The sequence below is a fragment of the Stenotrophomonas sp. AB1(2024) genome (assembly GCF_037482345.1).
Taxonomy (GTDB): Bacteria; Pseudomonadota; Gammaproteobacteria; order Xanthomonadales; family Xanthomonadaceae; genus Stenotrophomonas.
On record NZ_JBBHKO020000001.1, the window covers coordinates 48,627 to 75,228 of the forward strand.

The following is a 26,602-nucleotide window of genomic DNA, read 5'->3' on the forward strand; positions in this document are numbered from 1 at the left end:
TTTCGAGATCAGGATCGGAAATTCAACCAACTCTGAAATTGCATCCATCCAATTGCATACGCCACCTGCCGCAGATATCTTCCCCGCACCGATGCGCGCCGACATCACACCATTGATGCAGTTGTGCACTGAACAGGAGGCGGAAAGTGCTGTTGAACTGGTGGAAGAACGGGCTTCAGGTGAAGCTGGGGATGCGTATCTATCCCGATGGACTGCTGATTTCGGCTCTCTACGGGCTGATCTTCTGGACTGCGCGACAGATGTCAGTGGATCAATTCTCACTCGCTGCCGGAACCCGTGTCGCAGCGCTGCTGGTTTGCCCGCCTCGGCTATGGCCATACCTCCTCATAGGCGAGTACGCTTGTTTTGCATACACGCGGTCTCCGATGATCGAAACACACGGACTCCCTTGGGTAGTGCTCGGCTCGGCCATCCTGATGCCGGTTGTGATGCTGATCGTGAGACTGCATCGCAAGGTGTTGGATGGCAAAATTCTGGAAGGTTCGAAAGATGCCTGGATACTTTCTATGGCGGCAACGACGGCCATCGTCGTTACACTGCTTAATGTCGGCATGTCTCAACTACTGTGGCCAGCTCCGCCAAGTATTCCGCTGGTCTCCCGAGCAACTCGTTACGTCCTCGGCGACTTCATCGGCATTCTGACCCTGGCCCCCCTCGCGCTGCTGTGGGTGCGACGGAACACGCTGGTGGACTGGAGTAGCCGGATGATTGTTCCTACCAGCATTTCCCTTTCCATGATGCTCGTGCTTGGCTTCTTATCCACACAAATTGCTACGGATCACATAGCAGCCAAAACCAGCCTGCTGTTGCTGACGGCCCTTCCGGCCATTGCCCTTACCTGCATCTGCGGTTGGCGAGGTGCGGCACTCTCTGTCCCACTGCTGAATCTGATCGTGGGTCTGACGATGCCTACCAGTGGCCTGCCTTGGTCATTCGACTCTGCGACGTTCACCCTTCAGCAGATCCTTGCAGTGGCAAGCGCTGCCTTGCTTGCACTTGGATCAACCATCAGCAACTACTACCACCGCTACAGGGTCCACGCTGTCAATGGAGAAAATGCCGCATCACTTGCCAAGACGTCGCAGCTGGCCGGCGAAATGGACCTTCGGCATCGCGCCATGGAAATAAACCGTATCGGCGACGGCATCGACTCCTACCTCAGCGAAACAGCTGACTGGTTGAAGCGCCAAGGCCATGACGAGATTGCCAGCAACCTGATCCGCACCACCAGCCTGTACTCACGCAAGTTCCGCGAACAGGCCAGCATGGTCTACCCCACTACACTGGAGCATGTGGGCTTGTATCTGGCGTTGCAGGTGGGCGGAATCAGCGAAGCGTGGTCCAATACCGGATGCATCGCCCAACCACGGCTGATCGGCGATCCGTGTCGCCTGACGACAGCCTTGCAGCTGGCTGCTTACCGCACGCTTACCGAAGCGGTATCACTCCTGCTGCAACATGAGTCCGGACAAATGCGCGTCAGCGCCCGTTGCGGGCGCGTCGGTGACCGCGAAGGCATTCTTGTTGTGGTGGCAGTTCTTGATTCGCACTATCGACTATCCAAGAAAACCCGCGCACTGGCGATCAACCGGCTATCAGGTCGCGCTCTGACCTACGACGGCACCGTGCAGTGCCGCCGCAATCGTATCCGCATGCTGTTCGTGGAGGCGCCAGGCGCTCAATGCGCAGCGCTGGATACTTCTACTGACCACACCACGCTGTCGCCCGCTCGATAGCGCGCAATCGAGAACGAGGGGTGCAGGTAAACCTCGGAGCGTATGGCGGTCTGCGGGATCACTATGCGCTGCGGGGGAAGTACGAGCTGAGTCGACGCTTCGCCGGCAGGCAATGCCCAGAGAAGGCCGTCCAGGCTGCCGACAATCAGCTGCACCCGCCCTCCAAGATCATTTACTTGAAAGTACTCAATGCCATCACGCTTGAACCTATAAACCCGCCACGTTGGATCCAGACTCAAGTCAGCAACCGACGGGTGTGATTGACCCAAGCCAGTTGAAAGCGCTTCCTGCCCGTGATCTCCGCCTAGGCAACAAAAACCTGAGACCGTTTCTTCCAATTGACCCGCAGCAAATGCCACCATCGGCATCGCCGCCAGCACCACCGCAGATATCGCAGTACTACGCTGTAAAATGCCCACACCAACCTCCAAGTTCAAAAGATATACCTGGAGATCACTGTAGCCGGTGCAGGGCGCTACCACATTGAATAGCATCCTAAAGATGGCGGGCGGTGTGGCGCAGCTTCCAGAGTGTTTACCGCTCGCTTGGGATGCTCTGAACAACCATCTTTGAGCCCTGAATTCTCGGGTCAGGCTCGATCTGCGGCCGACTGCTTGCCCAAGCCTTCGGCGTCGCCGAATGTCAGCTGCATGGATGCCTCCTCAACGCGTGCTGCCATTGTCTCTCAGGCTACTGGCCAGCGGCTGGCACTATCGGAGCATTTGTTCAGAGCATCCTTAGTGCCCTTGATTTCTCCAACCGATCGCACGCCCTTCTGACCGGCATCTTTCACATGAGGAGTCGGCGCGGTAGTTCCATCGGGATTGGCACGGGGCGCCCCATCCCCGGAACGTCAACCTTTCACTACCCACCGATTTCAAGAACCCCAAAAACAACAAGTAGCATCAGGGAGGTCAGCCTCAGCCAATGAATTAAAAGAAATCCCGCTATAGATAAAGAGCGTTAGTCATCCCTCTCGATCTGCACATCAGCTTTATCCTTACAAAGAATTGAAATGAAAGACATTAATAGAGCTGGAAGCCCTAAAAGCAGCACAAACGACAAGGGCGCACCAAACGTCCAGAGCGCACCGGAAAATACGACAGCCGAAACTCCAAGCAGCGGAAATGAATACTTAACATTTTTAATTAACAGATAACTTGCTGTCGAACACAGCAGCGAGAATGCGGCCACGGAAACCCCAACCTCCTGAGGCACCTGCATAGGTTTAACACCCCGAAGCGCAACCACCAGCATAAGCCCTGAGGCAAACGCCATTGCTGCCAGCGAAATAAAATAGAACTTTCCATGTCGCCCGTCAAATCCATCAGTAATTCTCATACCCGCCCTCAAAAGAGCGCAAGACGAAATCCTTGCGCTCCAGCTAATTATTTACCAAGCCATCTGATAGAACTGGGAGCCAGCATACCCAGCACCAGCAATACCAACGCCGGTAACAAAGCCCTTGCCAAAGGCAATGCCAACCGCAATGACGACCGGCACAACAGCTCCGTCGACGCCCTCAACCTCAAGACTCGTCAATTCACGCATATCATTTACTCCCTTTAAAAAGGTATCAAGCTCATTATCGGGCATTGTAAATAACGGAACCGCCAATACCAATTCCAGTCATCGCCCCAGCCATGAACGTAACACTCGTCCAACTCACCCGGGAAAGAGGTAACCGCCGTTGCCTGCGGGGCTGCAGCGATGCCACGCTTGCCATATTGGAATAAACCCCACTCCAGCCCGCATCGTTGCCGGCACTTACCCGATAGCGGTAGTTGCCTGTTGGCTTGCGGGAGATCGAGAGCCATTGGCAGCCAGCTCGCTGTGGGCTGCCCAAGTCACCCCGTTGATGCTGCCAGCCATGGGCTAGCGTTACCGAAGCTGCCGGCAACATCACATACCAGGCTGGATCACCTCGGTCATGGAGCCTACCGAGACGATTACATGCTGGGAGAAGTCGATGGACTTGAAGACTGCTAGGTCCGCTATCAACTTCAGATCCTCATTGAGCCCGGGCCGCTGAATTGCCCTGCTTGGTACGGCGACAAGCACATACCCCCCGTTGCTCCAGTCATATTGCGTAGTCGGTGTTTCCCGCGTTCCCATATCGACACTGTCAATCAATCTCTGTCGTCCGTCCCCGCCGGCGGCGGGCATTCCCGGGGCTTACTTCAGAGCGGCATCCTGCCACGCTGCCACGTTGGCGCGCGCCTGCGCAAGCAGTGCATCCAGCGCCTTGCGGTCGTACACCTGGCCACGCAGTACCACGGTATTGATCGCGCGCGTGGCCTGGATGTCATCCAGCGGATTGGCATCCAGCAACACCAGATCTGCCGCCTTGCCCTGCGCGATGCCGCCATAACGGTCCAGCGTACCGAACCAGGACGGGCCGGCACGGGTGGCCGACGACAGCGCCTGCGCAGGGGTCAGGCCTTCCTTGACGAACAGGCCGAGCTCGTCGTGCAGGCCGATACCCGGGTAGTTGAAGGAGTTGAGGAAGCCGGCGTCGGTACCGGCCATGATGGTCACACCTGCCTGCTGCAGCATCGGCAACACCGCCGCCACCTGGTGGTACTGCTGGTGGCGCTCGGCGATCTGCTCCGGGCTGGCCTTGGCGGCGCGCTCCACGCGCCACTGGTACGTCGCCTGCAGCTTCGGGCCGATATAGGCCAGGTAGGGATCGTTGGCGTGGTTGTCCTGGTCGAGGAAATCAAGGATGCGCCCGCCATTGAGGGTCGGCGTGACATACACCCCCTTCGCCGCGAAGCCGCGGTAGGCGGCCATCGCCGTTTCACGATCGAATCCAGCGTCCAAGCGGCGGTTCGCTTCGGCACGATCGATGCGCTTGGCGGCGAAATCGGCGGCGATGCCCGCCTCGTCCTTCACGCCAGCCTTGTACGCGTAATCGAGGTGCTCGATCGAACTGATCCCGGCATCCACCGCCTGCTGCACGGTCAAGGCCATCGGAATGTGGCCGGAGGCGCGCAGTCCGTTGGCGCGCGCCCCGCTTACCGCTGCCAGGAACAGCGGCGGGGTCAGGGTGCTGTCGGTGATCTTGACGAAGTCGACGCGATCACGCTTGAGCTGCGCCAGCGCCGCATCCAGATCGGCCTGGCTGCCTACTTCAAGGGTGCCCTTCCAGACCGGCTTGATGCCCTCGATCTTGGCGCCGGAGCTGAACAGCTGCGGGCCTTCCAGGCTGCCTTCGGCGATCTGGTCGCGCCACTGCAGCACCTGCGCGGGCAGGTCGCCGGAGCAGTCGCGGATGGTGGTGATGCCATGGGCGATGTACAGCGGCAGCAGCGCCTTGTTCTCGTCGATGAGCTCCGGCCCACCGCCGAAATGCACATGCATGTCCCACAAACCGGGAATCAGGTAGCGGCCCTTGCCATCGATCCGCTGCGGCGCGCTCCATGCCTTGGCGATGGCGCGGTCATCGCCCACTGCCACGATGTCATTGCCGCGCACCACCACTGCCTGGCCGGCGCGGGTGGTGGCCTGTTCGACATCGACAACCGTGGCGTGGCGGATGATCAGATCGGCCTGCTCGACGGCCATGGCGGAGGGGGCCAGCGCAAGCAGCACCGGGAAGGCAGAAAGCACGAATGGGTTCATGGCAACGAGGCGACAGGAAAGACCTCCACCATAAGGCGTGGAGGTCCTCATTGACCAGCTGAAATCCGGTTTGCCGATCATCTGCAAACCAGGTGCCACTCAGACCTCGCCCTGCATTGCCGGGCGGGCCTGCACCTGCGCCAGCCAGGCAGCCACGGCGGGGTACGCATCCACGCGGGCACCAACATAGGTGCCATAGCCAACCACCTGTGCCACCACCAGGTCCACCAACGAGTACTGGTCACCCAGCATCCAGGGTTGCCCACCAAGACGGGCCTCCAGCAGCGCCAGGAGTTCGGCCGCACCCTCCCCCGCAGCGGCGGCCTGCACGGCATCGCGCAGCGGCCCCGGGACGGTGGCCAGCATCAGCCGGTTGATCACCGCCGCGTAGGTCACATAAGCCCACGCGCACCACGACAGCGCCTGCAGGCGCTCGGGCGTGCCGGACGCCGGCCACAGCCCGCGCGCAACGCCGAAGCGGTCACCCAACCACAGGTGGATGGCCAGGCCTTCGAAGATCGGCGTGCCATCCACCACCAGGCAGGGCACCTTGCCGTTGGGATTGATCGCCAGGTACTCCGGCATGCGCTGCTCACCGTTGCGGATGTCGATCCGTACCCGGTCATGGGCAACACCCAGTTCGGCCAGGGCGCAGGCGACGGGGGTGGCGCTGGACATGGGGTGCCAGTAGAAGACGACGGACATGCGGAACTCCTTGTGATGGTCGTGTGGAAAGGTGCGCCGCGACGGGCCTTGCACCGTGGCCACAGGCTAGCCACCATTGCGGACAGATCCTGTCCTCGACAGGCGCGATCCTGCCACCATGCTCACCACCTCCGCCCGACTGCTGCGCCTGCTCTCGCTGCTGCAATCCCGACCGCACTGGCCCGGCACCACGCTGGCCGCCGACATCGGCGTGCATCCGCGCACGCTGCGCCGCGACATCGAGCGCCTGCGCGAACTCGGCTATCCGATCCAGGCCAGCAGTGGCGTGGCCGGCGGCTATGCATTCCGCGCCGGACGCGCGTTGCCACCGCTGCTGCTCGACGATGAAGAGGCGCTGGCGGCCGCGCTGGCGCTGCGCACTGCGGTGACCGGCACCATCAGCGGCATCGAGCAGACCGCCATCACCGCACTGGTCAAGCTGGAGCAGGTCATGCCAGCACGGCTGCGGCGGCGCCTGGATGCGCTTCGCACGGCGATCCTGCCGATCGATCAGACCGGGCCCATGGTCGACGCCGGCCTGCTGGCCACGTTGGCCGGCGCCTGCCGCGACCAGTTGCAGTTGCGGTTCGACTACGCCGACCGCCAGGGCCAGCCCAGCCGTCGCCAGGTGGAACCGCAGGGCGTGGTGCATGCCGAACGCCGCTGGTACCTGGTGGCATGGGATACGCTGCGCCTGGACTGGCGCACGTTCCGCATCGACCGCATGACCAGCGCGCCGGAGGTGGGTGCGCACTTCCGCCCGCGCCCGTCGCCAGCCAACGGTGACCTGCGCGCATTCGTCAGCCAGTCACTGTCGCTGGGCCCTTACGGTGATGAAGCGCGGGTGATCCTGCACGCGCCGATCGACATCGTGCGCGAACGCATACCTGCGTCGGCAGGCATGCTCGAAGCGGTGGACGCGCAGCGTTGCCTGCTGCGGTGCGGCGCGCACCCGCAGGGCCCGGTGGTCTACTGGCTGCTGGCACTGGAGCTTGAATTCGAGGTGCTCGGGCCGCCCGCCCTGCACGCGATGATGCGCGCCGCCGGTGCGCGGGTGGCGCGCAGCCTGGCGCGCGCAGACGGTGATCCGGGTGCGCTCAGAAAGTGACGCACCTCTCGTCCCGCGCATAGGAATAGTCCTAATCTGACATCAGAGTATCTCCAACGCGCATCGAAGCAGTAAGAATGGCGCAAATCCCACGATTGCGTGCCTCCTTTGTCCCGACGCTATCCAGGCCCCGTATACGGACCGCTGTTGCCGTCCGTCCTGAACATCGTCCTGCTCGATGACCACGATGTCGTCCGGCATGGCAGCTATGTACACCTGTCCACCGACCCACGCTTCCACGTGGTCGGCAACCATGCCCACACCCGTGCGCTGATCAGCACCCTGCACCGCCACCATGTGGATGTGGCGGTGATCGACTACACCCTGGCCGAAGGCGACCTGCAGGGCATGGAACTGCTGCGCATGCTGCGACGGCGGTTTCCGCAGGTACGCGTGCTGATGTTTTCGGCCAACGTACATCACGTCATGATTTCCAACGCCATGGCAGCTGGCGCGGCAGGCGTGGTGTCCAAGGGTGAAACGCTGGAGGCCCTGGCAGGCGCGGCCATCCGCGTTGCCGCCGGGCACACGCATGTGCCAGCCAACTACCGCGATGAACATGCCGAGCATCGGCTGTCGCAGAGCGAGCGCGAAGTACTGCAGCTGTGCCTGAGCGGCATGACCGTGACCGATATCGCACTGCAACGGAAGCGCAGCATCAAGACCATCAGCACGCAGAAGCACGCCGCGTTCCGCAAGCTGGGCCTGCGTACCGACCGCGATCTGTTCACCCTGCGTCACCAGCTGGCGGTGTGGTGAGCGCCGACCGGGCCTGGACCGGCACCCTGACCGGGGCGCTGGTCGCCCTGCTGTTGCCGGTTGCGGCAGGCACCGCGGCAGAACCGCAGGTGGTCCGGGTTGCCGCCGATCCCTCGCAGCACGGCCTGCTGGCCAGCAACAGCCGCGCGGCGCGCAACACCAACCTGATCAGCGGCTATGCCCGGCTGGTTGAAGAACAGGCAGGCCTGACATTCCGCGAGCAGCCGGTTGAATCGGCCGCCGCTGCGCTGCAGGCGCTCTGCGATGGACGCGCAGACCTGATGGTGCTGCTGGGCCCCCTGGACAACACGCCCTGCACCTCACTTGCCGCCTCGCCGGCGTACTACCGCGGCCAGACCCTGCTTGCCAGCCGCCACACCCAGGCGCATGCGCCGGAATTTGCGCACCTGCGCCGGGTGGCGGTAGTGCGCGGCACCCGCCTGGCCGAATGGCTGGGCACCTACCACCCGCACCTGCAGGTGATCGGCCTGCCCAGCCTGCGCGAGGCACTATCTGCGGTGGAAGCAGGCGTGGTGGATGCGGCCCTGGACCTGGACGTGGCCATGCGCCCGCTGGCACGCCGCGAATTCGGCGACAGCCTGTTGCTGCACGGCGGCCCGTCGACCCTTCCCGGCAGCCTGCACCTGGTGGTGCGCCACCGCGACCGCGGCCTGCTGGACCAGATCCACCAGGCCATGCGCTCGATCAGCCCGCAGGAGCACGCGATGCTGGTGCAGCGCTGGACCAAGGCCACCTACCTGAGCGGACCGTCACTGCAGGTGATGTCGCGGCACTTCCGCTGGGAGTTGCTGGCCACCGGGCTGACCCTGCTTGCACTTCTCAGCGCCGGGGTATGGATGCGCATCGCGCAGCAGTCGGCGCGGCGCAGTGAGCGCCAGCAGACGCGCTTCATCGCGATGATGAGCCACGAAGTGCGCAATGCCGCGCAGGCACTGGTCACCTCGGTCGATCTACTGCATCAGTCGGGCCTGGACCAGGGCCAGCGGCAGTTGGTCAACGCCGCCCGTAGTGCCGGCGCCGGGCTGCGCCACCTGCTGGGCCACGCGCTGGACTACTCACGGCTGGCCACCGGCGAGTATCACCCTACGCCGGGCTGGCAGGATGTCCGGCAACTGGCCCGCGACTGCTTGGCGGTGGCCCGCCCGGCTGCCGAAGCCAAGGGCCTGGCAATGGCACTGCTGCAGGACACCGACCCGCTGCCGCGCATGTGGCTGGACGGCGACGCGCTGCGCCAGGTACTCAGCAACCTGCTCGGCAATGCCGTGAAGTTCACCGACCTGGGCGAGGTGCAGGTGATGCTGTCGCTGCATCTGGGCGAGGACAGCGCACACCTGTTGTTGGCGGTTCGCGACACCGGAATCGGTATCCCGGCGGGACAACAGGAAAAGGTCTTCCTGCCCTTCGCGCAGGCGCACGACAGCCATTCGCGGCAGATGGGCGGCGCCGGGCTGGGCCTGTCGATCTGCCAGGACCTGGTGCGGGGCATGGGCGGAACCCTGCAGCTACGCAGCGCCCCGGGTGAAGGCAGCTGCTTCGAGGTGCGGTTGCCGGTGGTGATCGAAGGCGCCGGCCATTGCCCGAGCGGACGACCGTTGGCCGGGCGCACCCTGCTGCTGGTCGAAGACCATGCACTGAACCGGAAAGTGGTCTGCCGCCAACTGGAGGCATTGGGCGCCTCGGTGAGCAGCTGCGCCGACGGCACGAGCGCCCTGCACTGCCAGACGGCCGAGCCCTGCGGCATCGTGCTGCTCGATTGCGTGCTCGATGACATGAGTGGCTACGAGCTGGCCGTGCAGCTTCGCCAGCTGGAACGCCGCCACGGGCGCACGCCGGCGGTACTGGTGGCCGTATCGGCCAACGATTCGCCCAGCCACGTGCAACGCTGCCTGGCCTGCGGAATGGATGCGGTGCTGTGCAAACCGCTGGACATCGGCAAACTGCTGCGGGCATTACGCATGGACGCAGCGGATGCTGCACCGCCCCTCCCAGCGTGTGCAGGGGGCGGCACCGACCCGATCTGGGCCGACTTCCTGCACTCCCTGCAGGAAGAGCAGATGGCGCTGCACGACGCGCTGAGCGCGCAGGCCGGCACCCGCCTGCGCCACCATGCCCACCGGCTTTCCGGCGTACTGCAGATGCTGGGGCAGCCGGACCTGGCCGGGATTGCCGGCGACCTGCACGAACTGGACCTGGACCACGCCAGCGACTGGCTGGAGGCCGAGCGCCTGCTGGGCTACCTGCGCCCGGCCGTAGCTGCGCTGATACGCGGCGCGACTACTTCAACTGCAGGGGATAGCGCTGCCACAACACATGCACCAGGAATCCGGTGAGCTCGGCATCTTTGGCACTGATTGCGGCACGGATCTTGTCCAGCAGCACCATGTCGCTGCAGGTGCGCACATCGGCGTCGTCGGCCTGCCCGGCACGGCGTGCCCGGTAGCGCGCCGCACGCTGCGCATCGGTCATGGCGTAGCCGAACGTGGGCGGACGGCCGCGCTTGCGCGGCAGCATCAGCTCCAGGGTGCCGGGATCTTCTTCATCACGCATGACGGACAAGGGATGCAAACGGGGGCGGAACAATATCGTGAGAGCTCACAGAAATCCAGCGGGCAACGCTGGATTTCTGTGCATGAAGGGGGCGCTTCGCCTGATAGGTTCAAGGCGTGCTGAGAGTTGACTCTGCCAATCGGGCACCCAGCCAGACCAATGCGAAACCGGCAAGCAAACTGAGGCCCAGGTACGCTGGCATGACCCACCCCCGCCCATTGCGGACCAGCAACACCGCCTCGAGCATCATCGAAGAGAACGTCGTCAGGCCACCGATGATGCCGACGATGGCAAAGGCGCGCCAATACAGCGCGGCGCTGCCACGGGTCTGCAGCCAGACCACCACATAACCCACCGCGAAGGCGCCGATCAGGTTCACCGTCAGCGTGCCCCACGGGAAACCGGTGCCGAACTGGCGCAGCATGGCATCGCCAACGATGAAACGCAGCGCTGCGCCGAGCGCGCCACCGGCCATGACCAGCCCCAGCTGCTGCCACCACGCGCCGAAGCCACCCATCATTCCTGCACCTTGCGTGCACGTGCCTGTTCGCGCTCGGCGCGCAGGCGGTCGAGCTTTTCCTTCAGCTTGATTTCCAGGCCACGCGCCACCGGCTGGTAATACACGCGCTCACCCATTGCATCCGGGAAGCCGGTCTGGTCCAGCGCGATGCCGCCTTCAGCATCGTGGTCGTACTGGTAGGTCTTGCCGTAGCCCAGCTCCTTCATCAGCCTGGTCGGCGCGTTGCGCAGGTGCAGCGGCACCTCCTGGGTACCGGTCTGGCGCACTTCCTGCCTGGCCAGGTTGAAGGCGGCATAGCCGGCGTTGGACTTGGCGGTGCTGGCCAGGTACAGCACCAGCTGGGCGAAGGCGAGCTCGCCTTCCGGGCTGCCCAGCCGCTCGTAGATGTCCCAGGCTTCCAGCGCCATCGACTGCGCGCGGGGATCGGCCAGGCCGATATCCTCGATCGCCATGCGGGTCAGGCGCCTGGCCAGGTAGGACGGATCGCAGCCACCATCGAGCATGCGCGTGAGCCAGTACAGCGCCGCATCCGGGTTGGAGCTGCGCACCGACTTGTGCAGTGCAGAGATCTGGTCGTAGAACTGTTCGCCGCCCTTGTCGAAGCGCCGGGTGCGGTCGGCCAATACCTGCACCAGCATTTCCGGGCTGATCCGCCCGCCTTCGCCGCCGGCCAGTTCGGCGGCGATTTCCAGCAGGGTCAGGCCGCGCCGTACATCGCCGTCGGCAGCGGTGGCAATCTCAAGCAGCGCTTCTGGAGTGACCTGCAGCGCCTCGCCGCCAAGCCCGCGTTCGCCATCGTGCAGCGCCCGCTCCAGCGCCTCGACGATGTCCGCAGGCGATACCGCTTCCAGCACATGCACGCGACAGCGCGAGAGCAGTGCCGAATTGAGTTCGAACGAGGGGTTTTCGGTGGTTGCGCCGACGAACACGATGGTGCCGCGCTCGATGTGCGGCAGGAACGCATCCTGCTGCGCCTTGTTGAAACGGTGCACTTCGTCCACGAACAGCACTGTGCGGCGGCCTTCGGCGAAGCGCTGGGCGGCCTCGGCCAGCACTACCCGCACCTCGGGCAGGCCGGACAGCACCGCGGAAATCGCGCGGAATTCGGCATCGGCATAGTGCGCCAGCAGCAGCGACAACGTGGTCTTGCCGCAGCCCGGCGGCCCCCACAGGATCATCGAGTGCACATGGCCCGATTCGACCGCCCGGCGCAGTGCGCTGCCAGGCGCGAGCAGACGTTTCTGCCCCACCATCTCATCGAGGGTCTGCGGGCGCATGCGCTCGGCAAGCGGGCGCATGCTGTCCCGATCCACCGTCAGCAGATCGGGTTCATTGAATGAAGTTCGGTTTCTGGCCACGCCCCATTGTAGAGCCGGGCCCTGCCCGGCTGCACATCCAGACGATCAATTGCCGATGACGTCAGTGCCCTTGGGCGGCGTGAAGCTGAAGGTACCCTTGGGGAACGTGGGATTGCGCTTCCACCCGCTGAAGTCGATTACGGTGCGCTGGTTCACCGCATCGGTCACTTCCATCCGCGCCAGGCCCTGGGCATTGAACCCCAGCGCGGCATACTGGAAGGAGGTCTCGGTTTCACGCTTGGGAGTCAGCGACAACCACTGCAGGCCATCGCGCGGCGCGGCCTCTTCACTGATGTCGTACTGCCTGTCCAGCAGCGCCGGCGTGATCAGCGCGATCAGCGGGCTGTTCTGCTCCTCTGTGCCCTGCGGACGCTTGGTTACCTGCTCCAGGTCCGGCTCATGCACCCACACGAACTTGCCGTCGGCCACGATCAGCTGCACATGGGGCTTCTGGTACTCCCAGCGGAAGAAGCTCGGGGCGCTAAGCGCCACGGTGCCGCTGGTGGCTTCCTTTACCTTGCCCTTGCTGTCCAACACCTTCTGCTCGAACTTTCCATCCAGACCCTTGAGGTCCTTGGTGAAGCGGTTCAGCTCATCGCGGGCGCCAGCCCAGGCAGACACCGACCCGACACTGGCGCAGACCAGCGTGGCGGCGACGAGATAGCGGCGGAAGGTGCTGTACATGCGGGTATCCAGTAAACGAGAAGGAGGATGGCCGGCAGTGTGCCGACGCAACCCTGAATGGGGGATCAGGGGATGGGTTGCACCGTGCGCAGGTCGCCGTAGACCACCTGCCCACGGAAACCGCGCCGGACCTGCTGGTACAGCTCGCGGAAGGCAGCATAGTCGCCCGGCTGGCACAGCGCATCCGCGCCGCGCACCGCGTTCTGGTGCAGGCGGTGGCGGGCCACGATGGCCTGCCCTTCGCGGCTCCACTGCAGCGCGTACTCACCGGCGGCATTACGGAACTGCTGGTTGCGCGGCATCGCCATGATCGGCACCCCTGCCGGGAACTCCAGCCGGTAGGTTTCCTCGCGCAGGTTGTCGTTGCAGTAGAACGGGGTGAGGTTGTCCGGGGCCGAGGTGGTGGTGTAGATGTCACGGAACGATTCGCCGCCGGGCGGATCGGGCAGGACCATGCCACCGACCACCCCGAAATCGACGTAATCGCGTGCGTGGAAATCGTAGCGGTAGTTGAACGGCCGGGTCAGGTCCTGCGGGTCGCCGAGCAGGGTCAGGGTGCCACTGCCGTCGAAGCCGGATGAGGCCATGATCGATTCCTCCACGCGCGCCCGGTTCTGCGCGTTGAGCCGGGCGAACGAGCCGCGCATGCCGATCTCGCCGACCTCGCGGGGCTGCGGCACGGTCTGCCCATCCAGATTGCCGGCCGGGTCGAAGCGGAACGTCACCCCGAAACCGCTGCCATTGCGCGCGGCGTCGTTGGCGGGTGTGCGCGCGACCGTGGCCTGGCGCGTAAGCAACACCGGCGCGCCAAGGTCGCCGTCGGGCAGCTGGCCGAACCGCGCATAGGCGCTGGTGGAGTCCAGGTACAGGTCGAACTCGGGGATGTAGGTAATGGCGTGGTTGAAGCGGCCGAGCATCGGAATCGCCGGCAGGGTCGGGCCTCCGCCGGCGCCGATCAGCACCGCTGTACTGTCGATCCCCTTTGCGGCCAGCAGTGCTTCCAGGATCACCACGTGGTCCTTGCAGTCGCCATAGTGGTTGTCGAGGATGCTCTGCGCAGGATTCGGCTCCAGCCCGCCGTTGCCCAGGTACACCGCCACGTAGCGGATGTTCTGCGACACCCAGCGATACAGCGCGGCCGCCTGTTCGCGGCGACCGTCGATGCCGCGGGTGACCTCATCGGCCAGCGCCTGGATGCCCGGGGTCACCCGTGCCGCCTCGCCACCCTTGACCTGGTAAGCCTGCGCCACCTGCGCCCAATCGCGGTACGTGCTGGCCATGATGGTCGGGCTGAACTCCCAGGGCGCGGCGGTCCAGTTCTGCACCGGCATGGGATCGGGGCGGCGGTAGCGCCAGGCCCACGTGGCCTGCCCGTTACGAATCGTCGGGGTCTGGCTGCCCTGCACGCCGCGTTGCTGCACATGCATGGGCAGCGATGCCGGCGCGCTCAACGTCACCTGCGCATCGTCGTACTGGGAGAACACGCTGAAGGTTTCCCACAGGCTGAAATAGCCCGGGAAGTACGGCAGGTTCTGGGTACGACGGGTCTGGTAGACCACCCGGGTGCCCGGCGCCAGGTTGGGGAACACCACCACCCGCACCTTGCGGTCGGCATACATGGCCGCAGCGGCGCTGGAATAGCTTTCCTGGGTGTAGATGCGATCGGCCGGCACGTCGCGGCGCTGGCCATCGGCGGTGAGCGTGTAGGCCGACAGGACCTCCAGGGTTTCCATCTTCTCGCTGTAACTCAGGCGCACCTGGCTGAACTGCTCGACCGCTGCCTTGGTCTTGAGCAGGATGTCGTAGGACTCGGTCTGGACATTGCCGGCATCGGGACGGACCACGTAGTCGGCGCGGTAGCTGACGAAGCTGAAGTTGTTGCTGGCCTGGGTGTCGGTCGGGGCGGCGGCGGGAGCAGGTGCGGGCGCCATCGCGGGCACGGGAGCCCGTGTCGGGGCGACGGCCTGGGCCGACACCTGCAGGGGCGCCAGGGCCAGCGCGCACGCGGTCATCCATGTCATGCGGATCATTGCGGTTCCTTTCTGGTGCGCAGCCACGCAGGGCGTGGCTCTACCCGGGCCTTCAGGTTATTTCGGCGGCGGTGGGGCCAGCACGCTGCGGTCGCCGTTGTGTTCGGGCGGGGTTACCACCCCGGCCGCTTCCATCGCCTCGATCAGGCGCGCGGCGCGGTTGTAGCCGATCTTGAGGCGGCGCTGCACACCGGAAATGGACGCACGGCGGGTCTCGGTGACGATCCGCACGGCTTCGTCGTACAGCGGGTCCGACTCATCCCCTGCGCCACCGCTCGACTCGGGCAGCCCGCCCGCGCCAACCACTACGCCATCGCCCATCATCTGCACTTCATCGAGCACGCCGCTGATGTAATCGGCCGGGCCGCTGGCCTTGAGGTGCTCGACCACGCGGTGCACTTCCTCGTCGGAGACGAATGCCCCGTGCACGCGATCCGGCAATGCGGTGCCCGGTGGCAGGTACAGCATGTCGCCGTGGCCCAGCAGCGTTTCGGCGCCGGACTGGTCCAGGATGGTGCGGGAATCGATCTTGGAGCTGACCTGGAAGCCGATGCGGGTGGGGATGTTGGCCTTGATCAGGCCGGTGATCACATCCACCGACGGGCGCTGGGTGGCCAGGATCAGGTGGATGCCGGCCGCACGCGCCTTCTGCGCCAAACGCGCGATCAGCTCTTCGACCTTCTTGCCGACAATCATCATCATGTCGGCGAATTCGTCGATGAAGATGACGATGAACGGCAGCGTTTCCAGCGGGCGTGGGGCTTCGCCCAACTCCGGGTTCGGCTTGAACAGCGGGTCCATCATCGGCTGCCCGGCATCCTCGGCATCCTTGACCTTCTTGTTGAAGCCGGCCAGGTTGCGCACGCCCACCGCGCTCATCAGTTTGTAGCGCCGCTCCATTTCGGCCACGCACCAGCGCAGGCCGTTGGCGGCTTCCTTCATGTCGGTGACCACCGGCGCCAGCAGGTGCGGAATGCCCTGGTAGACGCTCAGTTCGAGCATCTTCGGGTCGATCATCAGCATCCGCAGGTCTTTCGGCGAGGCCTTGTAGAGCAGGCTCAGCACCATGGCGTTGACCGCCACCGACTTGCCCGAACCGGTGGTACCGGCCACCAGCAGGTGCGGCATGCGCGCCAGGTCGGCCACGGTCGGGCGCCCGGCGATGTCCTTGCCCAGCGCCAGGGTGAGCGGGCTGGCGGACTTGTCGTACTCCCTGGAGCGCAGCAGTTCGGACAGGTAGATCATTTCGCGGGTGACGTTGGGGATCTCCAGGCCCACCACCGACTTGCCCGGGATCACATCGACCACGCGCACCGACTTGACCGACAGGCCGCGGGCGATGTCCTTGTCCAGCGAACTGATCTGGCTGACCTTGATGCCCGGCGCCGGTTCGATTTCAAAGCGGGTGATCACCGGACCGGGATAGGCACCCACCACCTGCGCGTCGATGCGGAAATCCTTGAGCTTGAACTCGATCTGGCGCGACAGCGTTTCCAGTGTCTCCTCGTCGTAACCCTTGGGCTGCGGCTTGGGGTCATCCAGCAGGGCCAGCGGCGGCAGGTCCGAGCCATCGCCATTGACCCCCCGGAACATCGGAATCTGGGTTTCGCGCTTGGCGCGATCGCTCTTTTCCAGCACCGGCTCGGGTCGCGGCTCGATCTTGACCGGCTCGCGCCTGGCGCGCACCTCGGCATCGACCTTGCGCACTTCCTGGCGTTCCTCGCGCAGGGCGCGGGTCTGCTGCCATTCGGTGGCCTGCTCCTTCTTTCTGTTGAGCAGCGGCGGCAGCGCCAGTACGGCACGGCCGATCTTCTCCATCACCACGAACCACGAAATGCCGGTGGCCAGGGTAATCGAGGCCAGCAACAGCACGACCACGAACAGGTTGGCGCCGAGCGCGCCAAAGCCCGCGCTCAGCGAGTTGCCGACCAGCCGACCAAGAATGCCGCCGGCATGCCCGACATCGCCACTGAACAGGCGCAGGTGCAGGAAGCCGGTGCCGGCAATCAGGAAGCCGACCAGGCCGACCAGTCGCAGCGCCGGGTCAAGGTCGTGTTCGCCCTTGCTTTCCCGCTTGAGCCCGAACATGGCAAACCACGCCAGCGCGCCCAGCACGATGGGCAGCAGGAAGGCCATGTAGCCGAACAGCTGCAGCAGCACATCGGCCACCCACGCCCCTACCCGCCCCCCCATGTTGTGGATGGGTGCGACCACGCTGCCGGTATGCGACCAGCCGGGATCGCTGGCCGAATAGGTGAACAGACTGGCGACCAGATACAGCAGCGCGGGCGCGATCGCGATCAGGCCGAGGTCGCGCCACAGGCGCTGCCGGCGGGGGTTTTCGACCGCCGCTGCGGCCGCAGCACGGCGCGACGCCGCTTTGCCGTCGGGAGACTTGGAACGTTCCGGGACCTGTTTCGCCACCTTAGACCAGACCTTGGGAATGCACTGTTAGTGCTTGATAATAAACGACTGAGGCCATGCCAACCACCACCGCCTGGGTTGCGCCGTTCCACCGCTCGCCTTGAATCGGCCCGCCCCTGCCGCCACTCTATGACCTGCCTTGGACGCCCGGCAATCTGCCGCCAGCGCCCCGCCCCATCATCTCTTTGCGAGTCTACATGAGCAATTCCAAGCCTTCCCGCCACCAGAAGCTCGTCATCCTCGGTTCCGGCCCGGCCGGCTGGACGGCAGCGGTTTACGCCGCGCGCGCCAACCTGAACCCGGTGGTGATCACCGGCCTGCAGCAGGGCGGCCAGCTGATGACCACCACCGAGGTGGACAACTGGCCGGGCGACGCCCACGGCCTGATGGGCCCGGACCTGATGGCGCGCATGCAGGCCCACGCCGAGCGCTTCGAAACCGAAGTGATCTTCGACCATATCCACACGGCGGACGTCACCCAGCGCCCGTTCAAGCTGATCGGCGACAGCGCCGAGTACACCTGCGACGCGCTGATCATCGCCACCGGCGCCACCGCCAAGTACCTGGGCATTCCGACCGAAGAAGCCTTCAAGGGCCGCGGCGTGTCGGCCTGCGCCACCTGCGACGGCTTCTTCTATCGTGACCAGGACGTGGTCGTGGTCGGCGGCGGCAACACCGCCGTGGAAGAAGCGCTGTACCTGTCCAACATCGCCCGCAAGGTCTACCTGGTCCACCGCCGCGACACCCTGAAGGCGGAAAAGATCATGCAGGACAAGCTGTTCGCCAAGGTTGCCTCCGGCAAGATCGAGACCGTGTGGCACCACCAGGTGGAAGAGGTGCTGGGCAACGAGGCGGGCGTCACCGGCGTACGCGTGAAGTCCACCCTGGACGGCAGCACCCGCGACATCGACGCCCACGGCTTCTTCGTGGCCATCGGCCACCACCCCAATACCAGCCTGTTCGAAGGCCAGCTGACCATGAACAACGGTTACCTGGACATCCGCTCGGGCCTGGGCGGCAACGCCACCCAGACCTCGGTGGAAGGCGTGTTCGCCGCCGGCGACGTGGCCGACCAGCACTACCGCCAGGCCATCACCTCGGCCGGCTTCGGCTGCATGGCCGCGCTGGATGCGGAGCGCTACCTGGACGCGAAGGGCGAGCTGGGCTGAGCGGCACGCAAGCGCAGAGAAAAGGCCGGCCCCGAAGCCGGCCTTTTCATTTCAACAGGAAAGACATGCACCCAGACCAGACAACCATTCCAACATGTCTGCTACAGAGTGACCTCATCCTCCTTTGCCGACACGAACATGTCTTCTGGCCCGTAGCGCTTGAGTGGCTTTCCCTGAATGTGAAACACCACGTCATGGATGGGAAGACCCGCCTGCTCGGCATGATGCCGAAGGTTGATGGCGAGTGGAGTCAGCATCTTCGCTGCAACGTCGGAGCCCGGGACAAATCCTGGGCCGAAATCGGCTGTGATCGCACGACTTTTCATGTCTATGGCAACGCTCACATCGATCGCGCGCTCCGAATCCGCATCCCCCCGGTAAAGAGCCACCGCCATTGATGCCTGTCTCTGGAGCAGCAGAATCAACTCAGCATCCACATACCAGGTCGTCGAACTTTCGGCCGACGGATCGGCGGCCCTGGCGCTGTCCACGAACGGCGGCGGCACGACCGTAGCCCCCACCGAACCGACGATCAGCAGCAGCCCGCTTACTGCCATCCAATGCTGCGATTGTTTACTTGCCATCGTCGTCTCCCTGCCCCATCACGCTTCAGGCTTGAAGCACGTGTGCTGGAACTCAATCGGCGCAGTGGCAACGCCGTCAGTGTCGCGCAACACCACGCTCCAGCGAGCCTCCCCCGCCAGGTTGCCCGAGCAACGCATCTTCACAGTCACCGGAATGGCCGGATCCGCAAAGGTAGTCTTGCTTGGTGTGCACGCCCCGGGGCTGCTGCAGTTGGCGGTGGTGAACTCCATCGTGACCGGAAACTGCGGATGCCCTGCAAAGGGCAGCGTGATCTCCTGGGACGAGCCGGCAGGCAGGGAAACATCCTGGATCTGGTGCAGCGAAAAACCCTCGCAGACTTTGCCTTCGCGGAAAAGGCGATAGCCCTTCTCTGCGCCCTTCATAGAAGCAGTCCGGAACACCGGATCCTGCAGCGCCGCAGCGTCATCCGGATTGGAGTGATAGGCGATCTCGACCAGCACGGACGGCATGGTGCCAATCCGGTTCTCACCGTGTCGGCCCGGGATGGCGTCCTGCCGCACGGGAAAGCTTTCATAGCCAGGCTGTGCACGGATCAGCTCGCGCATTCCACAGAGGATGTTTTCGGCCAAAGGCCGATCTCCCGGCTTGTCGCCGTGGTAGTACACCTCCAGGCCACGAACGTCACTTCTCTCGTGCCCATTGGTATGCAGGCTGATCATCCCGCCAACTCCGAGATCGTTCGCATACAGCGGGCGGGCGCGAATATCTTCTTTCACCTCGCGATCACTGTCCGTGTCATTCGGAAGAGAGTTCCAGATATCCGCCCGATCAGGCAGCAACGCTTTCAGGTGATATCGGGAGGACATTTGTTCCCACGGTCGGCTCGACTCGGGATGAGGCTCCATCGAGCGACTCCGCGCTCTACTGACACCTACCTCGCTCCGTTCCTCGAGCAGCCGCTGTAATGCATCACCGTACGCCGGCGTGATCATATCCTCGCGGAACCCAAACGCGTCGGGGCGCTGATACTCCCATTGCTGCGAAGGATGGACGCGAACCAACCCATGGCTGGCGGACACCAAAGCCGTCTGGGCCTGAGCACTGGCACGCGCACGTGGCGGAACGGCAAGCTCTTCAGGGTAATAGTGCTTGAGCGGTTTGCCTTGGAACAGGAAATCCACGCCGATGATGGACAGACCCGCCTGCTCCGCAACATGGCGAAGTGTTACCGCCAGCTCCTGGAAAAACATATCTCCTTCATCGGGCTTTGGAAGGAAACCTTCGCCGATGTCCGCGACGATCATCCTGCCTTTCATGTTGAAGGACACCTTTACGTCAACCACGCTTAGTCGCCCCTTAGCCTGGATGTACGCAGACACCTTCCTGGAGGCCTCCTTCTCCAATAGATGGATCAGCTCGGCATCGACATACCAGGTTGTCTGCGAAACCTCGTCCTTCACTTCATTGCCTCCCCCTTGTGCCGACGCATTCTGCAAAGTGAGCGCGCCACCGGCAACGAGCAACACGCCGCAACCAACCGCGATCAACTGTAGGCGTTTACTTACCATCTCAATTCTCCTTGAAGGTAGTTGACGCATCTCCGGATGCGCCAGCGAAATCTCCTCCCTTCCGACCTGCACGAACGCGCTCGACAGCACGCTTCATCCTTCGCGCTGAACGACGTTCTGATCGAATTCCTCATAGCCATCGACCGAACCTAAAAGCACCCATTTGCCATCGGCCTGCCCTATCCTCTAGCCATGCCTGATACACGCTTTCTCCATCGCCTCGCCGACCTTCCCGCTGCCGACTGGGATGCCCTGCATGACGGGCGCAACCCGTTTGTCAGCCATGCCTTTCTCGAGGGCCTGGAGCGCCACGGCTGCCTGCGCGCGGAATGGGGCTGGCGGCCGCGCCACTTCACCCTGTGGGACGGAGCGCAATTGGTCGGGGCGGTGCCGGGCTACCTGAAGGACAACTCGCATGGCGAGTTCGTGTTCGACCACGCCTGGGCCAATGCCTACGCCCGGCATGGACTGGACTACTTCCCGAAGTGGCTGGGGGCGGTGCCGTATTCGCCGGTGAGCGGGCCGCGCCTGCTGGCCCGGGATGCCGATACCGCCAAAGCAATGGTGGCCGCCCTGCGCGGCGAGGTCGCGCGGATGGGCTGGTCGTCGGCGCACGTGAACTTCCACTTGGCCGATGACGACGCCGCATTCGGACCCGAGTGGCTGCTGCGCGAGGACATCCAGTTCCAGTGGCACAACCCGGGCGACTGGACCGATTTCAACAGCTTCCTGGCGGCGATGGACCATAAACACCGCAAGAACATCCGCCAGGAGCGCGCGAAGCTGGGCCGTACCGGGGTCACCTACCGGATCGTGCACGGCGATGAGGCCAGCACCGCCGACCCGCAGGCCATGCACGATTTCTACCTGCAGACCTTCAGCGAGTACGGCAATTCGCCGGCACTGACCCTGGCGTTCCTGCAGCACCTGGCCACGGCAATGCCGCGCCAGCTGGTGATCTTCCTGGCCATGCTGGATGGCGAACCAGTGGCCGGCGCGCTGTGCCTGCGCGGTGGCGACACGCTCTACGGCCGGTACTGGGGTGGCGCAACGCTACCCGGCCTGCATTTTGAAACCTGCTACTACCAGGGTATCGAGTACTGCCTGCGCGAAGGCCTGACCCGCTTCGAGCCCGGTGCGCAGGGCGAGCACAAGCTTGCGCGCGGCTTCCTGCCGCACCCGGTGCGCAGCCGGCACTGGATTGCCCAGCCGGACTTCGCCGGTGCGCTGGCCGGCTGGTGCGAGCAGGAACGCGGGGAAGTGCGGCGCTATGCGCAGGCGCTGGCTGCCCACACGCCCTTCAAGCGCATCGAGCCTGCATGACCCGGCATTTGCCCTGGCGGCTGGACGACCGGCCGGACGCCCCCTTTCCGCCGGCCGAGACCGCGCTGCGCGATCCCGATGGCCTGCTCGCACTCGGCGGCGACCTCTCGCCGGTGCGCCTGCTCAATGCCTATGCTGGCGGCATCTTCCCGTGGTTCTCCGAAGGCCAGCCGCTGCTGTGGTGGTCGCCGGACCCGCGCATGGTGTTTCGTACCGACCGGGTGCGCCTGTCCTCCCGCTTCCGGCGCAGCCTGCGCGCCAGCGGCTGGGTATTGCGGGCCGATACCCGTTTCCGCGAGGTGATCGAGGCCTGCGCCACCAGCCCGCGCCCCGGTCAGGACGGGACGTGGATCACCCGGGACATGGTGCAGGCATATGAGGCGCTGCACGCGCTGGGGTTTGCCCATTCGATCGAGGTATTGGACGGCGACCGGTTGGTGGGCGGGATCTATGGGGTGGCGATTGGACGGATGTTCTTCGGGGAGAGCATGTTCAGCGCCGAGAGCGGAGGCTCGAAGGTGGCGCTGGCCGGGCTGGCGCACGTCCTGCGCGGATGGGGCTGGCCGTTGATCGATGCGCAGGTGGAGAACGACCACCTGTTGCGGATGGGGGCCGAGCACTGGTCGCGGGAGCGGTTTCTTGGGGTCGTGCGGGAGCAGGTGAATGCCGGTGAGCTGCCGGGGGCCTGGACGGAGCGGCTTGGGGAGTTTCCCGCCGCATCGCTGGCGTGAGGTGACCCGCTTCCTGAAGGTCGGCCAACGGCCGGCGCTACCGGAATCCGGGGTGGTTAACACAATCTTTGCATCCAAGGGGAAGAACGCGTAAAATGCCCGCTCTTAAGGCCAGCTCGGCCGTTTATAGAACTGCACAGGACTACATGTCGAAAGACGACTCCATCGAGTTCGAAGGCACCGTCAGCGAGACGCTGCCGAACACCACTTTCCGCGTTCGACTGGAAAATGGGCATGAAATCATCGCCCACATCTCCGGCCGCATGCGCAAGAACTACATCCGCATCCTGACGGGCGACCGCGTCAAGGTCGAAATGACGCCCTACGACCTGACCAAGGGTCGCATCACCTACCGCATGAAGTAAGCGGCAGGGGCGGCTTCCATCGGAAGACGCGTTCAAAGGCCGGCCCAGTGCTGGCCTTTTTGCGTGGGCGCCATTCAGCCCGACCTACCGTGCCGGCAGTCACTGTGACCGCCTGCACCCTGACTTCAGTCAGCCTGCCTTGCTGCAGATTCGCACTGGGCAGTTCGCGCGCATTGTGGTCACAGGTCCACTCCGGACCGTTTACGACTGGCCCCCAACATGAAGACCCTGATCCCGCTTTGCCTGCTTGCCGTCACCACCCTTGCCGGTACCGCGGCGGCTCAGACCGCGCCTGCTGGCGACGATTGTGTTGCCCTGTCCAGCGACCACCAGATCGTGCGCAACAATGCCGGCCAGAACGTGCTGCTGCGCAATGGCAGCGACCACTATGTGGTTCGCTTCACCAGCTCCTGCAGCAGCGCGGCGACGTCGCGCAAGGCGAAGTTCGAAACCCCCTCCCAGGAAAACCAGTTGTGCGCAGGCACCAGCCGGCTGGTGACCGATAGCCAGTCCTGCTCGGTGGCTAAAGTAAAGCCCATCAGCGCAGGGGAATTCGCTTCGCGCGCCCGGTAAGGCCTGGCCCACAAAAAACGCCCCTCCCGGGGCGTTTTTTTGCTGAGGCGTCACGACCAACGGTCGTGACCTGCCGTCATTCGACCGTCGCCGGCAGCAAACGCTCCGGCTCGGCCTGGGCTTCGACGAACAGCTCGTCGTCGCGCACGTCGATGCTGACCCGGCCGCCATTGACCAGCTTGCCGAACAGCAGTTCGTCGGCCAGCGGGCGCTTGACCTTGTCCTGGATCACACGCGCCATCGGGCGGGCGCCCATCAGCGGGTCGAAGCCGTGGCGGGCCAGCCAGTCGCGCGCAGTCGGGGTGGCCGACAGGCTGACGTGCTTCTCCTGCAGCAACATTTCCAGCTCGATCAGGAACTTGTCCACCACGCGCAGGATGTGCTCGAAGCCCAGCGGCTGGAACTGCACCACCGCATCGAGGCGGTTGCGGAACTCCGGCGTGAAGCTCTTGCGGATGATCTCCATCGCGTCGGTGGCATGGTCCTGCCGGGTGAAGCCGATCGACCGCCGCGAGGCCTGCGCCGCGCCGGCATTGGTGGTCATCACCAGCACCACGTTCTTGAAGTTGGCCTCGCGCCCGTTGGTGTCGGTGAGCACGCCACGGTCCATGACCTGCAGCAGGATGTTGAAGATGTCCGGGTGGGCCTTCTCCACCTCGTCCAGCAACAGCACGCAGTGCGGGGTCTTGACGATTTTCTCGGTAAGCAGGCCGCCCTGGTCGAAGCCGACGTAGCCCGGGGGCGCGCCGATCAGGCGGCTGATCGAATGCGGCTCCATGTATTCGCTCATGTCAAAGCGCACCAGCTCGATGCCCAGCTGCAGCGCCAGCTGCTTGGTCACCTCGGTCTTGCCCACGCCGGTGGGGCCGGCGAACAGGAAGTTGCCAATCGGCTTTTCCGGGTTGGCCAGGCCCGAACGGGCCAGCTTGATCGCCGAAGACAGGGTCTCGATGGCCGGGTCCTGGCCGAAGATCACCATCTTCAGGTTGCGCTCCAGGTGCTGCAGCACGTCCTTGTCGGTCGCGCTGACCTGCTTGGCCGGAATGCGCGCCATCTTGGCCACGATCGTTTCGATCTCCTCGATGTCGATCAGCTCCTTGCGCTCGCCCTCGGGCAGCAGGCGCTGGCGGGCACCGGCCTCATCGATCACGTCGATGGCCTTGTCCGGCAGCAGGCGGTCGCCGATGTGCTTGACCGACAGGTCCACTGCAGCCTGCAGCGCGTCATCGGCGTAGGTCACGCCGTGGTGCGCTTCGTACCTGGGCTTGAGGCCCTGCAGGATTTCGTAGGTTTCGCCGACGGTCGGCTCGACGATATCGATCTTCTGGAAGCGGCGCGCCAGCGCCCGGTCCTTCTCGAAGATGCCGCGATATTCCTGGAAGGTGGTGGAGCCGATGCAGCGCAGCTCGCCCGAGGCCAGGGCCGGCTTGATCAGGTTAGAGGCGTCCATGGTGCCGCCCGACGCCGACCCGGCACCGATGATGGTGTGGATCTCGTCGATGAACAGCACCGCATTGGGCATCTTCTTGAGCGCAGTGAGCACGCCCTTCAGGCGCTTTTCGAAATCGCCACGGTATTTGGTGCCGGCCACCAGCGCGCCCAGGTCGAGCGAGTAGATGACCGCGTCGGCCAGCACCTCGGGCACCGAGCCTTCGACGATGCGCTTGGCCAGGCCCTCGGCGATGGCGGTCTTGCCCACGCCGGCCTCGCCCACGTACAGCGGGTTGTTCTTGCGGCGCCGGCACAGCACCTGGATGGTGCGCTCGATCTCGTCGCGGCGGCCCACCAGGGGGTCGATACGGCCATTGCGGGCGGCATCGTTGAGGTTGCTGGCGAACTCGGCCAGGGCATCGCCCTTGCCTTCACCATCACCGCCCTCGGCACGCCCTTCGGTGTCGGACGACGGCGGCACTTCGCCTTCCTCGCCCAGCTTGGCGATGCCATGGGAAAGGTAATTGACGATATCCAGCCGGGTCACGTCCTGCTGGTTGAGGTAATAGACCGCATGGGAATCCTTTTCGCCGAAGATCGCCACCAGCACGTTGGCGCCGGTCACTTCCTTCTTGCCCGAGGACTGCACGTGGTAGACGGCGCGCTGCAGCACGCGCTGGAAGCCCAGGGTGGGCTGGGTGTCGCGGCCGTCATCTTCGGCCAGGCGGGACACGGAGGCCTCGATGGCCTGCTCCAGTTCCTGGCGCAGGCGGTCGGCGTCAGCCCCGCAGGCCTTGAGCACGGCCTGGGCGGACGGGTTGTCGAGCAGTGCCAGCAGCAGGTGTTCCACCGTCATGAACTCATGGCGGGCCTCACGGGCGCGCTTGTAGCACTGACCGATGGTGTGTTCGAGGTCTTTACTGAACATGTTCTACTCCGGCGGCAGTTGAGAACAATATGCGGCCTACCTGCACAATTTCCATCACCCTAGCGGATCGGTGCGTTCAGATGGCGTTATCGTTTCCGCGATCATGCCCCAGACGAGGGCAGCATTGGCTGCCTGGCCGTGATGGCGACGTCATTTCCCCATGGCAAGCGCCCCGCCCACCCGGCGGCCCCGGCGTTGTTTCAGACAGGGACGGGCAAGCGGACGGGAAACGGCCACACCCGGGCCATGCGTGGGCCGGCCAACGGCCGGCGCTACCGAAGTGCGCCCGGCAAAGGTTGATTGATCCAGACCCCAATGGCCCGCAAGAATTCGTAGCCCCGGCCGTTGGTTGATTGATCCAGATCCCAATGGGCCCGTAATAATTCGTAGCCCCGAAGAGAACGGCAGGAGCCGTTCTCAACGGCGCAACG

23 protein-coding genes are annotated in these 26,602 nt (G+C 64.4%); 9 read left to right on the forward strand and 14 right to left on the reverse strand.

The features are described from left to right. Window positions 1–146: 146 nt before the first annotated feature. The gene (locus WIX41_RS00185; protein WP_339445187.1) at window positions 147–1,757 is read left to right on the forward strand and encodes an MASE1 domain-containing protein; all 1,611 of its coding nucleotides are present in this window, start codon (window positions 147–149) and stop codon (window positions 1,755–1,757) included. On the opposite strand, the gene WIX41_RS00190 is transcribed toward WIX41_RS00185, so the two are convergent. The 5 genes from WIX41_RS00190 to WIX41_RS00210 form a co-directional block, all read right to left on the reverse strand. Next, on the reverse strand, window positions 1,700–2,251 hold the full coding sequence (locus tag WIX41_RS00190) for a hypothetical protein (RefSeq protein WP_339445188.1): 552 nt from the start codon (window positions 2,249–2,251) through the stop codon (window positions 1,700–1,702). The genes WIX41_RS00185 and WIX41_RS00190 overlap by 58 nt on opposite strands. Before the next feature lie 469 nt (window positions 2,252–2,720). After that, window positions 2,721–3,098, reverse strand: coding sequence for a hypothetical protein (locus WIX41_RS00195; RefSeq protein WP_339445189.1), 378 nt, complete (start codon window positions 3,096–3,098; stop codon window positions 2,721–2,723). 51 nt (window positions 3,099–3,149) lie between these two features. Beyond that, complete coding sequence (locus tag WIX41_RS00200; protein WP_339445190.1) at window positions 3,150–3,374, reverse strand: hypothetical protein; 225 nt, start codon at window positions 3,372–3,374, stop codon at window positions 3,150–3,152. Between the two features lie 558 nt (window positions 3,375–3,932). Next, complete coding sequence (locus WIX41_RS00205) at window positions 3,933–5,324, reverse strand: amidohydrolase family protein (RefSeq protein WP_409187422.1); 1,392 nt, start codon at window positions 5,322–5,324, stop codon at window positions 3,933–3,935. 156 nt (window positions 5,325–5,480) lie between these two features. Next, entirely contained in the window at window positions 5,481–6,086 is a 606-nt protein-coding gene (locus WIX41_RS00210) for a glutathione S-transferase family protein (protein WP_339445192.1), read from the reverse strand. A gap of 118 nt (window positions 6,087–6,204) precedes the next feature. On the opposite strand from WIX41_RS00210, the gene WIX41_RS00215 reads away from it, so the two are divergent. The 3 genes from WIX41_RS00215 (at window position 6,205) to WIX41_RS00225 (ending at window position 10,304) form a co-directional block, all read left to right on the forward strand. Next, window positions 6,205–7,194 carry a helix-turn-helix transcriptional regulator gene (locus WIX41_RS00215; RefSeq protein ID WP_339445193.1) on the forward strand — a complete coding sequence of 330 codons (990 nt, stop codon included), beginning with the start codon at window positions 6,205–6,207 and terminating at the stop codon, window positions 7,192–7,194. 147 nt (window positions 7,195–7,341) lie between these two features. Then, a complete protein-coding gene (locus WIX41_RS00220; RefSeq protein WP_339445194.1) occupies window positions 7,342–7,953 on the forward strand; it encodes a response regulator transcription factor in 612 nt (203 codons plus the stop codon). Then, complete coding sequence (locus tag WIX41_RS00225) at window positions 7,950–10,304, forward strand: ATP-binding protein (RefSeq protein ID WP_339445195.1); 2,355 nt, start codon at window positions 7,950–7,952, stop codon at window positions 10,302–10,304. The genes WIX41_RS00220 and WIX41_RS00225 overlap by 4 nt, the downstream gene beginning before the upstream one ends. On the opposite strand, the gene WIX41_RS00230 is transcribed toward WIX41_RS00225, so the two are convergent. The 6 genes from WIX41_RS00230 to WIX41_RS00255 form a co-directional block, all read right to left on the reverse strand. Continuing rightward, a complete protein-coding gene (locus WIX41_RS00230) occupies window positions 10,249–10,521 on the reverse strand; it encodes a hypothetical protein (protein ID WP_339445196.1) in 273 nt (90 codons plus the stop codon). The genes WIX41_RS00225 and WIX41_RS00230 overlap by 56 nt on opposite strands. Window positions 10,522–10,630: 109 nt before the next feature. Next, complete coding sequence (gene crcB, locus WIX41_RS00235; RefSeq protein WP_409187423.1) at window positions 10,631–11,038, reverse strand: fluoride efflux transporter CrcB; 408 nt, start codon at window positions 11,036–11,038, stop codon at window positions 10,631–10,633. After that, a complete protein-coding gene (locus WIX41_RS00240; protein WP_339445198.1) occupies window positions 11,038–12,339 on the reverse strand; it encodes a replication-associated recombination protein A in 1,302 nt (433 codons plus the stop codon). The genes crcB and WIX41_RS00240 overlap by 1 nt, the downstream gene beginning before the upstream one ends. 105 nt (window positions 12,340–12,444) lie before the next feature. Then, on the reverse strand, window positions 12,445–13,083 hold the full coding sequence (gene lolA, locus WIX41_RS00245) for an outer membrane lipoprotein chaperone LolA (protein WP_339445199.1): 639 nt from the start codon (window positions 13,081–13,083) through the stop codon (window positions 12,445–12,447). Between the two features lie 65 nt (window positions 13,084–13,148). Further along, on the reverse strand, window positions 13,149–15,113 hold the full coding sequence (locus WIX41_RS00250; protein WP_339445200.1) for a DUF3857 domain-containing protein: 1,965 nt from the start codon (window positions 15,111–15,113) through the stop codon (window positions 13,149–13,151). A 57-nt stretch (window positions 15,114–15,170) separates the two neighbouring features. After that, entirely contained in the window at window positions 15,171–17,537 is a 2,367-nt protein-coding gene (locus tag WIX41_RS00255; RefSeq protein ID WP_339445201.1) for a DNA translocase FtsK, read from the reverse strand. 197 nt (window positions 17,538–17,734) lie between these two features. On the opposite strand from WIX41_RS00255, the gene trxB reads away from it, so the two are divergent. Continuing rightward, on the forward strand, window positions 17,735–18,706 hold the full coding sequence (gene trxB, locus WIX41_RS00260) for a thioredoxin-disulfide reductase (protein ID WP_339445202.1): 972 nt from the start codon (window positions 17,735–17,737) through the stop codon (window positions 18,704–18,706). A gap of 101 nt (window positions 18,707–18,807) precedes the next feature. On the opposite strand, the gene WIX41_RS00265 is transcribed toward trxB, so the two are convergent. Next, window positions 18,808–19,290, reverse strand: coding sequence for a hypothetical protein (locus WIX41_RS00265; protein ID WP_339445203.1), 483 nt, complete (start codon window positions 19,288–19,290; stop codon window positions 18,808–18,810). Between the two features lie 18 nt (window positions 19,291–19,308). Next, window positions 19,309–20,910, reverse strand: coding sequence for an N-acetylmuramoyl-L-alanine amidase family protein (locus WIX41_RS00270; RefSeq protein ID WP_339445204.1), 1,602 nt, complete (start codon window positions 20,908–20,910; stop codon window positions 19,309–19,311). Window positions 20,911–21,012: 102 nt separating this feature from the next. On the opposite strand from WIX41_RS00270, the gene WIX41_RS00275 reads away from it, so the two are divergent. From WIX41_RS00275 to WIX41_RS00290, 4 genes are all read left to right on the forward strand, one after another. Further along, window positions 21,013–22,143 carry a GNAT family N-acetyltransferase gene (locus WIX41_RS00275; RefSeq protein WP_339445205.1) on the forward strand — a complete coding sequence of 377 codons (1,131 nt, stop codon included), beginning with the start codon at window positions 21,013–21,015 and terminating at the stop codon, window positions 22,141–22,143. After that, window positions 22,140–22,874, forward strand: a complete 735-nt coding sequence (aat, locus tag WIX41_RS00280) for a leucyl/phenylalanyl-tRNA--protein transferase (protein WP_339445206.1) — start codon at window positions 22,140–22,142, stop codon at window positions 22,872–22,874. Before WIX41_RS00275 ends, aat begins: the two co-directional genes overlap by 4 nt. A gap of 146 nt (window positions 22,875–23,020) precedes the next feature. After that, window positions 23,021–23,239: a translation initiation factor IF-1 gene (gene infA / locus WIX41_RS00285; RefSeq protein ID WP_005409596.1), complete on the forward strand. Its 219-nt coding sequence runs from the start codon at window positions 23,021–23,023 to the stop codon at window positions 23,237–23,239. A 219-nt stretch (window positions 23,240–23,458) separates the two neighbouring features. Then, window positions 23,459–23,812: a hypothetical protein gene (locus WIX41_RS00290; RefSeq protein ID WP_339445207.1), complete on the forward strand. Its 354-nt coding sequence runs from the start codon at window positions 23,459–23,461 to the stop codon at window positions 23,810–23,812. 76 nt (window positions 23,813–23,888) lie between these two features. Here WIX41_RS00290 and clpA read toward each other — a convergent pair whose 3' ends face one another. Then, window positions 23,889–26,171 carry an ATP-dependent Clp protease ATP-binding subunit ClpA gene (gene clpA / locus WIX41_RS00295; RefSeq protein WP_339445208.1) on the reverse strand — a complete coding sequence of 761 codons (2,283 nt, stop codon included), beginning with the start codon at window positions 26,169–26,171 and terminating at the stop codon, window positions 23,889–23,891. Between the last annotated feature and the right edge of the window lie 431 nt (window positions 26,172–26,602).